The following is an 11,933-nucleotide window of genomic DNA, read 5'->3' as shown; positions in this document are numbered from 1 at the left end:
AAACAAATCTATGAACCTATAAACCCAAATTAAATGAATCTGTAAAAATCTCAACAATTTATGATCAAGGAACAGTGCTTGATCGCTAACAGTAATTAACAAAACTCAAAAACAAATTAGATTATGCATAATTTAAAACAAATTAGATTGGCTACGGCAGTACTATTATTCCTAGGAAATATATATCATGGCTGGGCCCAAACCGAAACCGCCGATGTTAACGATATAGACCAGATTATTGCATGGGGAAATGATGGTGTAACAAAAAAAATAATCTTTCCCGAAGGAGTGTATAAATTTTCCAAAACCATGACTTTGGAAAATGATGGATTAATCTTAAAGGGAAGCGGCAAAAACAAAACCATACTTCAACTCACCTCTAAAAAAGGGGCCTTAATCGATGCTAAGGGCAATAATTATAAAATATCAGACCTGACCCTAGATGGAGGAAAAAACCAAAAAAGTTGGGGCAATACTATATTTCGCTTTAATAAGAGCAAGGGACATCAATTTAAAAATGTAGAATTCACCAATTCCCTCTGGAATGCCATTACTGCGATTACCGCTTACGCTACCGATGGCTTGGTTTTAAAAAACTGTATTTTTTCGAACATAGAATTTATGCCTGTCCAAATTTTTAATCGGAACACGAACAAACGAGGAGGAGAAGTCGTTTTAAGTGTTGATAAAGTACTGATTGATGGCTGTATCTTTAAGAAAGGTTATGAGACCGCCATTTCATCGGATAATGGAAACGATAGGGAAGACAGTGGTGATGGCACGGGAAGAAGGTATACCGAAAGCACAAGCTTAAACGGCTCGATCATTGAAAATTGTACGTTTGAAAAGAGCAAACAATTTCATATCGCAATGGTTCAAACAAAAGATGTGATTATACGAAGGAATACATTCGCGGGTATGACGGATGATGCAGGAGGAGGCTGCCAACCTATTCATATGGAACAGTTTACCAAGAACATCGAAATTTACAACAATACCTTCTCCATGTCCAATACGGTATCCCGACCATATACCTACATCCATATAAACGGTACCGAGGGACATAAAAGGGTAACCCAGTCACGGCCCTCCGATACGTACAAAACATGGACATATAATGTATACGGAAGTAATGAAAGGAGGGCGAATACCAAATGTGCGAAAACAGGGCACATTAACAAAGATTGTAAACGAGATGTACATGCATATGGCCCTAGAAACATCTACATTGCCGGAAACACCTTCAATTCTTCTACAAAAATTGCAAAGTACATCACGATCAATGAGGGAGAAAATATAAAAATCGGAGTCAAAAAGGGAGGTGCAATCAAGTTGAACAATTTTATTGGTGGCAATGCAAACACTAAAAAAATATCCTTTGGTGGAAATGATGAAGGAACGGGAAATGTGCTAATCAAAGCAGGCCAGAACATTGTAAAGACCAATGTTGATATTTTGGATGTCAATTTTGACAAAGCCCCTATTCGGTTGCAAAAGCCAATCGTTATCGAAGAAGAAAACAAGGCTTCTAAAAACGAGGTTGTTAACGAAGAAACACTGTTTTATCCAAACCCGGCAAAAAACACCATAACCCTTACTACGGAACTTACCGATTACTCCGTTGTAATCCTGACCGTATCAGGACAAGTACTAAAAGTTATAAAATCTGAAAAAATACCGAATAAAACCATTGACGTAAGGGAGTTTACCCCAGGTATATACGTGTTGATAGTCAAAACAAAGCATGGAAATAAAAAATCGCAAAAATTGATCATAGACCGCTCTAATAAAATCTAATCCAGAGTTGGTTGACAACATCGAATTACAATGACATTGTAGAAGATGCCTAGGCGAATAAAGGTGTTGGAAAACAAATGCCCCAAGATACAAGAAAAAAAATCTTGGGGCTATTACACGTTTTATTGAAGGTTTTGAAAAAGGACTATTTAAAACCTACTAAGAAGGGGAAACACAAAAAATAGTAAGGACCAAAGCACTGTTTCAAAATATAGAACACTATGAATCGATTTACATTAATACGAAAATTATGTTTTCTAGTTTTCCTTGCGGGAATTAGCGGTTTCCTGAAAGCCGAAGACCACCCTGATATTGTAATCGCAATGGCCGATGATATCGGTCTTGGCGATATTGGTCTATACCGCAAAGAAAGAAGGGGCAAAGCCTCCTTGGATCCACCCCTCAATAGCAACAAGCTCATTCGGCAAGGCATGTGGTTTTCCGATGCCCACTCCCCCGCTTCCCTATGTGCCCCTACCCGAGATTCAATAACGCCCGGTAATTACTCCTACAGAAACACAAATAGCCCTTGGGGCGTATGGTCTCCGTTGATCAACGACGGTATCGTCATTAATGCCACACCCCTATCCCGTAATACTAAAAAGGCGGACTATAATACCACATCCTTCAGAAAATGGGGGTTCGGCGGCGTTTGGAACGGTGCCCCCGATGCTTACTCAAAGACCGAAGAAGTCACCCAGCGCTTCGGCTTCGATTATTCCATAGAATTGCCCCAGGGCATAAAGAACAAACCCCATATCAATTGTGTAAATCGGGAATGCATGAAACTACAAGCCGATTCCAAATTGGCACACATTCCTTTCCCATTTTCCTCAACACAGATGGAAACACAGTCAAAAAACATTATTATCATCTTTACCGATGATCAAGGGTATGAAGATTTAAGCTGTTTTGGTTCTAGAAACCTACAGACCCCAAATATTGACCGTATGGCCAAAGAAGGTCTAAAACTTACTAGCTTCTATGTGGCCTCATCCGTCTGCTCTCCATCAAGAGCCGCTTTATTAACGGGTAGGATGCCTAAACGTGTTGGTGTTCCCCGAGTATTATTTCCAAAACCCAATGAAGGAGGACTACCCCCTGATGAGGTAACCATTGCAGAGTTACTAAAAGAAAAGGAGTATCAAACAGCATTAGTGGGAAAATGGCACTTAGGGCATGATAAAGAATATTTGCCCCTAAATCAAGGGTTTGACAGTTATTATGGAATACCCTATAGTAACAATATGTCTATTGCCCCAGGTATTGATATTTCAAAAGATATACTATTCAACGATAACTACACGCAAGAACAGATGCTTTCAGATATCAGAAGGGTAGAAAAAAACCTAACAAATGTGCCTGAAGAAGACCTTAAAAACAAACCTCCACTAATGCGAGGCAATGAGATTATTGAATACCCCACCAATCAAACAACACTTACCGAAAGATATACCAAAGAAGCCATATCATTTATTGAAAAAAATAAAGAAAAACCATTTTTCCTATACTTGGCACATTCATTTCCCCATGTGCCCGTCTTTGTTGGTGACAAATTTAAAGGAAGTAGCGGGACTACCCCATATTACGATGCGCTACAAGAAATTGACTGGAGTGTAGGCGAAATTCTAAACACCCTAAAAAAGAACGGTTTAGATAAGAATACGGTGGTTATTTTCACCTCAGACAACGGCCCAAACAGACATGGGTCTGCGAGACCTCTTAAAGGCAGAAAATTTACTACCTATGAAGGTGGCCAACGTGTGCCCGCCATTATCTGGGCTCCGGGAGAAATAGAGGCCAATTCAACTAGTGACGAGATAGTCTCCTCATTGGATCTATTCCCCACCATAGCGAATTACGCAGGTATTTCCTTACCTAAAAATAAAGTGTTTGATGGTTACGACATGTCACATTTTTTCAGTGGAAAGACCAACAAATCACCTAGAAAAGAAATGTACTTCTACTCCGCCAATACTAGCACAATTGACGGTATACGCTATGGTGATTATAAATTTTTATACAAAGGCCATAGAATAAAGAATGCCGCAAATTTAAAAGGTGATGATTTAGTAGATAAATTATACGATATAAAACAAGACGCTTCCGAACAGAACAACCTTATAGCCACAAACCCGAAAAAAGCAAAGGAATTAATTATCAAAATGAAAGCTTACGATGCTAAACTGGAGAAATCAAAGAACCCAAAGCCGTAATCGCCAAGATTAACAAATTGGAGGGTCAAGGATTTTTACAAAACTCACAAAATTAAGCCATGAACAGAAATTTGATTTTAATCTATATTTTTCTTTCAAGTACCTGTTTAATGCAGGGCCAAATTAAAGTAGCTCATATTTTTGGTAGCCATATGGTGCTCCAGCGCAACCAAAACAACCCTATTTGGGGTACTGCATCCGTTGGAGAAAAAATTACCATATCCTTTGCAGGTAGTTCATATCAAACGGTGGCCGATAAAAATGGAGATTGGCGTGTAAAACTAGATGCCCTAAAGGCTGGAGGACCGTATTCCTTGACCGTCCAAGGTAAAAACAAAATTACTTTTGAAGATATTTTAATTGGTGAGGTTTGGATCTGTACCGGTCAATCTAATATGCAATGGAGCGTAGAAAACTCTAACGATGCCGAAATAGAAGTACTATCGGCAGATTATCCAGAAATAAGACTGTTTAGTATTCCTTTAGTAGGTTCACCTGAGAAACAATCGGAAATAAAAGATTCTACATGGGTGGCCTGTTCCCCTAAAACCATCCCCAAGTTTTCAGCTGCAGGATACTTTTTTGGTCGCAAGTTGCACAAAGCATTAAATGTACCTATTGGTTTGATCAATGCATCATGGGGCGCTTCATCATTAGAAACTTGGATTCCTCGAGAAGCCATAGAAGAAAACTACGAACACCCAGAGTTTTTAAAAGATTGGGACTGGAGAGTAAGTGTCTTTACAGATCAAATGCTTAACGACTACACCAAGGAATACAAAGCATGGGAAGCCGCAGGAAAACCTGGTCAAAAAATGCGGCCTCCCAGAGACATCAGAACAGCCCAAAATAGACCTGGAAATGGTTTTAACGGCGTTATTAACCCAGTGATCGGTTATGGAATTAAAGGTGTTATTTGGTGTCAGGGTGAGGGGAATTTAGGCCGAGGGCATCAGTATAGCAAACTATTTCCTATCCTCATCAACTCATGGAGAAAGCGTTGGAAACAAGGGGATTTTCCTTTCTATTGGATCCAAATAGCCAGTATGAAAGAGAAGGATACAAAACCAACAACAAGTTCTTGGGCCCAATTGCGCGAAGGGCAATCCAAAACGCTTTCACTTCCTAATACCGGTGAAGTGGTTTCAATGGATTTAGGCGAAAGAAACAACATTCACTACCGTAATAAACAAACAATAGGAAACAGATTGGCAAGGTTGGCTTTGGACCAAGCATATGGTTACGATATAGAAGGACAGACCCCTCGTTACAGAACGATGAAAATTAAGGACAACAAAATAGTTATCTCATTTAGTCATATTGACAAAGGTCTGTATACTTTCAATTCCAACACGGTAAAAGGGTTTTCAATTGCCGGAGTGGACCAAAAATTTGTTTGGGCGGAAGCAACAATAATAGGAAAAGATAAAGTTGAAGTGTATTCGGATAAAATTGAAAAACCTGTAGCGGTTCGTTATGCGTGGGCAGATATGCCCGTTGCCAATCTCTATGACAAGAATGATTTACCGGTAGCTTGTTTCCGTACAGATACATGGCCCGTTTCTTCGGAAGACAATTATTTGGCACCAAAACGATATAACTACGATCAATTCAAGAAATAAATGAAAAAAATTCTACTCTTAGTCGCTGCTTTCATATGTAGTATCAGCTTACGTTTATCTGCCCAGCAAACTAAAAAGAACAAACCAAACGTCATACTAATTATGGCAGACGATATGGGATTTTCCGATATTGGTTGCTACGGAGGAGAAATTAAGACACCTCATTTAGACCGATTGGCCCAAAACGGGGTGCGCTTTACCCAATTTTATAACAATGCCCGATGCTGTCCTACAAGGGCGGCGCTACTTACCGGGCTTTATCCACATCAGGCCGGAGTTGGTGGAATGGTAGGTCACGGACATGGAGATTTAAGTGAACATGCCGTAACCATTGGCGAAGTATTGCAATCCAAAGGCTACGCAACCTATATGACGGGAAAGTGGCATGTGGCAGACAACAACACTAACGATGATACTCATAACTGGCCAAAACAGAGGGGGTTTGACACCTTTTTTGGTACCATTAAGGGAGTGGGCAGTTATTTTGACCCATACACCCTTAGTTATAATAACGACCCTATAAAACTCAAACCAGAGGACGGTTTTTATTACACGGATGCTATTTCTGATTCTACCGTTACTTTCATAGATAGGCATCTTCAAGAAAAACCGCATGTACCCTTCTTCTTTTATGTGGCCTACACAGCACCACATTGGCCTTTACATGCTTTACCAAAAGACATTAAAAAATACGATGGCGTTTTTGATCAAGGATGGGATGTACTAAGAAAAGAACGATTGGAGCGAATGAAAAAGAACGGTATTGTACCCGAAAATACAAAGTTGAGTCCTCGAGATCCACGTGCTTCCGCTTGGGAAAACATTAAAAACAAAGAATGGGAATTGCAGCGGATGAAAACCTATGCCGCCCAAATTGATAATATGGACCAAGGCATTGGAAGAATTATAAATAAGCTTGAAAAAGAAGAAATATTGAACAATACCCTAATTCTTTTTTTATCTGACAATGGTGGTTGTGCCGAGACCTTAGATGGTGTTGAGAATTGGGTGACCGAGCGAGAAATTTCAGTAACACTAGAGGGCAAAAAGGTAAGCCCTGGAAATAATCAGAACAGTATGCCCGGTCCTGCAACATCATATATGAGTTACGGCCCTGGCTGGGCGAACCTAAGTAACACTCCCTATCGAAAGTATAAGAAGTCAGGTCATCAAGGTGGTGTTGCCACCCCTTTTATTATGCATTGGCCGGAAGGTTTGAGAAATACAAACCCGATAAAAAAAGATGTTGCCAGTATTATAGATATAATGCCAACAATATTAGATGTCACCGGATCCGAGTACCCCTTAAGGTATAAAGGAAATAACATTAAACCCATGGAAGGTCTAAGCTTAATGCCCGTGTTGTATAATAAGAGATTAAATAGAGATGAATGGTTCGTAGAACATGGCACCAATAAAGCTTATAGAAAAGGGAATTGGAAAATAGCATGGTCAAAAGATAAAAATGCAAAAAAATGGGAACTTTATAATTTAAAAAATGACCCTACAGAATTGAATGATTTAGCTAGCAAATATCACAATAGACTCAACACCATGATAAATAGATGGAATGAATGGGCAAGACGGGTAAAAGTAACGAGGAGAAAGTAGCATGATCCATTAAATGTAGAATTGCAAGAACCAATTTTAAAAAAATACTATGATCTCTTCACATAAAAAAACAACCACTGCATCGCTTTCGAGTTTAATTTTGTTTTTCATTACCTCGATGAATCCCGTTTTTGGCTTTCAACAAGAAACAGATAAAAAACCGAACATTCTTTTTTGTATTGCTGATGATCAATCGTTTAAACATACGTCTTATCAAGGAACTGCGGAACTTTACACCCCTAATATTGACCGAGTAGCCAAAAATGGTGTTGTATTCAACAATGCCTATACCAACGTGTCTTCTTGTGCTCCATCACGTGCCGCTATTTTAACGGGACGTAATATTTGGGAACTAGAAGAAGGCGGATTATTGTTTGGAGGATTACCAAAAAAATATACCACTTTTTCGACGCTATTATCGCAAAATGGGTATAGCACAGGACACTCAGGCAAAGGATATATGCCTGCCAACAAAAAAGAACCCTACCAAACACTTCCATTAGCCCCTGAGTTTAACGACATCAAAATGGATGCTCCGAAAAACATGTCGAATAAAGACTACGCCGAAAACTTCAAGGCTTTTCTCTCTGAAAAAGATGATGATAAACCGTTCTTTTTTTGGTATGGTTCACACGAAGCCCATCGTGCATATCATCCGGGAAGCGGTGCCAGAGCGGGCAAGGATATTTCTAAAATAGAGGTTCCCGGTTTTTTACCCAATAATGATTTAGTACGCAATGATATTGCCGATTATTACAACGAAATAGAATGGTTTGATTCACACTTGGGGCGTATGATCAAAGCTTTGGAAAAAGCAGGAGAATTGGACAACACTATTATAATTGTTACAGCGGATAATGGAATGCCTTTCCCCCGAGCTAAAAGTACATGTTATGATTACGGCACACATATGCCTTTAGCCATATGTTGGGGCAATAAAATTAAAGGAGGCAACCGCATTGATGATTTTATAAGCTTCACGGATTTTGCCCCCACTATATTGGAAGCGGCAGGTATTGCCATTCCCACGGATATTACGGGAAATAGTTTTCTAGATGTTTTACTATCCAATAAAAGCGGGCAAGTAGACCCCAAAAGAGACCGTGTCTTTACAGCTTTGGAACGCCACACTTACTGCCGCCCTGGTGGTATGCCCTACCCTATACGTACTATACGAAAAGGAGATTGGTTATATATCGTAAATTTTGAACCCGATAGATGGCCCGCCGGTAATCCTGATTTTGACTCTCCCCACCAAGGTTTTTACGGAGATATCGATGCCAGCCCATCCCGCGAATATTTAATTGCAAACAAAGACCAAGACTCTGTAAAATATTACGCAGGGCTATCCCTTGAAAAACGCCCTGAAATAGAGCTTTACAATGTAAGGGAAGACCCCTATCAATTACATAACCTAGCCAAAGACGAAGCTTACACAAATCTATGCATTGAGCTGAAAGCGGATTTATTCACCTATTTAAAAAAGACAAACGACCCTAGAATACATGGAAAATCACCTTGGGACAACTACCCTTATTACTTTAATGGATATGAAACAGAGCATTTAAAACCTATTGAAGAGAGACAATAAAACAACTTAAAAAATAGAATTATGAGAAACCAATATAACTTAAAACATGAGAGGAAACTTTTGTACGTTGTACAAATAAAAACCTTACCCAATATCAAGCTTATCATCACTTGGGCCATTGTTATTCTACAATTAATCACCATGTCACAGACCATGAATGCTCAGATTCAACCGGCTCAAAATTGGCATATGCCAGACCTATCCAATATTCCATTACAAAATGCTTCTAGTGGCGATTATACAGAGATTAAGGATAGTATTCCTATCAGAGGAACAGAATTTTTAATCCGTGTTCCCAATAACTGGAACGGCATACTTCTTAACGATTTGGATTATAGAAGATCGGCAGATTCACAAAGAAATCTCTTGTTGCTAAAAAAAGGATATGCTTTATCAGGAACCGCACGAAGACCCGAAAGATTAAAGAATTATGACCCCGCCCATGAGATTCATGATCTCATATCCGTTTTGGATATTTTTGAATCCGTTTTTGGTAAACCAAAGAAGACCATACAGTTAGGATGTTCCGGAGGGGGGACTGTTACATTGGCCATGGCCGAAATGCATCCAGACCGCATAGATGGAGCTATTGCGGGGTGTGCATCTACCAGTCCGTGGATGGCCAATACACACTTAGATGGGTTATTCGTATTGAAAGCCCTTATTGCTCCTGACCTTCCCATTGTGAACCTTCCGCTCACAGAACCTGAAATATCCAATATTGGCAAGCAATGGCAGAAAGCCATTAAAGAGGCCCAAAAAACACCCAAAGGACGGGCGCGCATTGCACTTGCAATAACTATTGGACAGTGGCCTGCCTGGGGTGGTCCGGGAAAAGCACCTATTCCGGAACCGGATCCCAACAATGTAAGGGACTTACAAGAAAGCATGTATCAAAGTCTCTTAAAACTACTTCCTTCCAAACAAACTTTTGGTACCAGCATGTTAGAGCAAGCGGCTCCCGGTCAACTACGATGGAATACCGGAGTAGATTATCAAGAATCATTTGCAAATGGGGACACCTTATACAAAGTTGCTGTCCATAAATTATACGACGAAGCAAAAATAGACCTAAAGAAAGATTTAAAAAAAATCAATTCATTCGACCGAATAAAAGCCGACCCTAAAGCTGTAAAATGGTGGAGCTCGCCTGGTCGTACACATTTAGGAAAGCCTAAAGTGCCCCTTTTGAGAATAAATACCAGCGGAGATGCACTAGTATACCCAACTATGGCCCAAGGTTATAAGGAATTAGTAAGGGCTAATGGTTACTCTGATTTTTTCCGCTTGGTTTATGTAAATAGGTGGGGACATTGCAGTTTTAGTTTGTCCGAATGGCTAGCGGCTATTGAAACTATGGTACAACGCATAGAAACTGGCCATTGGCCTAGAACCGACCCAGAAAGCCTAAGAAAATTGGCCCATTCCCTAGTTTCCGATAGTGAGGCCCGCTTCTATAATCAAAGAGAAGTAAAGGCTTATAACCGTATTTGGACACCTACCGTTCAAGATTACTTAGGTCAAAATAAATAAGACCAAACCAAAACACTGTTTCAAAATATAAAACACTATGAATCGATTTACATTAATACGAAGCATATGCTTTCTCGTTTTCCTTACGGGAATTAACGGTTTCCTGAACGCTCAAGACCACCCTAATATTGTAATCGTAATGGCCGATGATATCGGTCTTGGCGATATTGGTTTTTACCACAAAGAAAGAACGGGCAAAGACCCCGTGGTTCCAACCCCCAATATCGACAAGCTCATTCGGCAAGGCATGCGGTTTTCCGATGCCCACTCCCCCGCTTCCCTATGTGCCCCTACCCGATATTCAATGATGACCGGCAATTACCCGTACAGAAACACAAATAGCCCTTGGGGCGTATGGTCCCCGTTGACCAACGACGGTATTGGCGATAATGCCACGACCCTATCCCGTATCGCTAAAAAGGCGGGCTATAACACCGCATTCTTCGGAAAATGGGGATTGGGCGGCGTTTGGAACGGCGCCCCCGATGATTATTCAAAGACCGAGGGAGGCGCCCAGCGCTTCGGTTTCGATTACTCTATAGAATTGCCCCAAGGCATACAGAACAAACCCTATATCTATTATGAAAATGGGGAATGGATGAAACTACAAGCCGATTCCCAATTGGTACACATTCCTTTTGAACAGACCGAATACGAAGAAGATAATAGAATACGGAATCGCGACGGTATCGGTGATTCCCACTGGAACCCTTCCTTAGCCGGCCCCATATTGGCCAACAAGGTCGTAGGCTATATTAAGAGCCAAAAACAAAAACCCTTCTTCATCTACTACTGCAGTCAGGCGGTACACGTTCCGCACACCCCTGCCGAAACCTTAAACGGTGTAAAAATCAAAGGGAGCACTTTGGGCAAACACGGTGATATGATCGCCGAACTCGATGCACAGGTCGGCATGATGATAAAGGCCCTAAAAAAATCAGGTAAATACAAAAACACACTTTTTGTATTTACTTCCGATAACGGCGGTCTCAATCACGACAAGGCCTTGACCCAAGCAGGTCACGATTCGAGCAATGGCCTAACGGGTAAAAAAGCTTCGATCTACGAAGGTGGGCATCGCGTTCCCTTTATAGCCGTATGGCCCGGAAAAATCGCTAAAAACTCAGTGTCCGATATTGCCGTTGTGGGCCACGACATGGTCGCTACACTTGCAGAAATTGTCAACCTACCCTTGGACGGTAAGGTATTAGACTCCGCCAACCTCTTGCCGATTTTTACACAAAATTCCGATCAGCCCGTCCATAAATACCTCATGCACATGTCGCAAGCCGCTAACGGCCCCTTTTACGCCATACGTGATGGCCACTACAAATTGATCCTACGTGGTAAAAACAAAAAAAACTTCAAGGACTTAAAGCCCATAGAGTTATACAACCTAAAGGATAACATACAGGAGAAAAAGGAAACAAACCTTATAGACCGCCCCGAACAGGCCAAACGTGTGGCCCGAATGCACAAGAAATACCTCGAACTGAGAAACAACGATACAAGTACGCTTTTTTAAAAACATGTAAATACATACCAAAACCATATACCTAAGAG

Annotated in this window: 7 protein-coding genes; all 7 read left to right on the top strand. The window is 40.6% G+C overall.

Annotated elements, in window-relative coordinates:
- The first annotated feature begins 123 nt into the window (after window positions 1-123).
- The 7 genes from BW980_RS06415 to BW980_RS06380 all read left to right on the top strand — a co-directional run bounded on the left by BW980_RS06415 (window position 124) and on the right by BW980_RS06380 (window position 11,895).
- Window positions 124-1,797 (top strand): T9SS type A sorting domain-containing protein, encoded by a 1,674-nt coding sequence (locus BW980_RS06415; protein WP_076454106.1) that lies wholly within the window; start codon window positions 124-126, stop codon window positions 1,795-1,797.
- 221 nt (window positions 1,798-2,018) lie between these two features.
- Window positions 2,019-4,013 carry a sulfatase family protein gene (locus BW980_RS06405; RefSeq protein WP_083690388.1) on the top strand — a complete coding sequence of 665 codons (1,995 nt, stop codon included), beginning with the start codon at window positions 2,019-2,021 and terminating at the stop codon, window positions 4,011-4,013.
- 59 nt (window positions 4,014-4,072) lie between these two features.
- On the top strand, window positions 4,073-5,635 hold the full coding sequence (locus BW980_RS06400; protein WP_076454105.1) for a sialate O-acetylesterase: 1,563 nt from the start codon (window positions 4,073-4,075) through the stop codon (window positions 5,633-5,635).
- Entirely contained in the window at window positions 5,636-7,246 is a 1,611-nt protein-coding gene (locus BW980_RS06395; RefSeq protein WP_076454104.1) for an arylsulfatase, read from the top strand.
- A gap of 49 nt (window positions 7,247-7,295) precedes the next feature.
- Complete coding sequence (locus BW980_RS06390) at window positions 7,296-8,837, top strand: sulfatase family protein (protein WP_083690387.1); 1,542 nt, start codon at window positions 7,296-7,298, stop codon at window positions 8,835-8,837.
- Window positions 8,838-8,858: 21 nt separating this feature from the next.
- Window positions 8,859-10,370: an alpha/beta hydrolase family protein gene (locus BW980_RS06385; RefSeq protein ID WP_076454102.1), complete on the top strand. Its 1,512-nt coding sequence runs from the start codon at window positions 8,859-8,861 to the stop codon at window positions 10,368-10,370.
- Window positions 10,371-10,407: 37 nt separating this feature from the next.
- Window positions 10,408-11,895, top strand: coding sequence for a sulfatase family protein (locus BW980_RS06380; RefSeq protein WP_083690386.1), 1,488 nt, complete (start codon window positions 10,408-10,410; stop codon window positions 11,893-11,895).
- Window positions 11,896-11,933 lie beyond the last annotated feature (38 nt).

It is taken from the genome of Zobellia uliginosa, from assembly GCF_900156625.1.
Classification (GTDB): domain Bacteria; phylum Bacteroidota; class Bacteroidia; order Flavobacteriales; family Flavobacteriaceae; genus Zobellia; species Zobellia uliginosa.
Note: the sequence above shows the minus strand (reverse complement) of the source record. Positions and strands in the feature narration are given on the sequence as shown.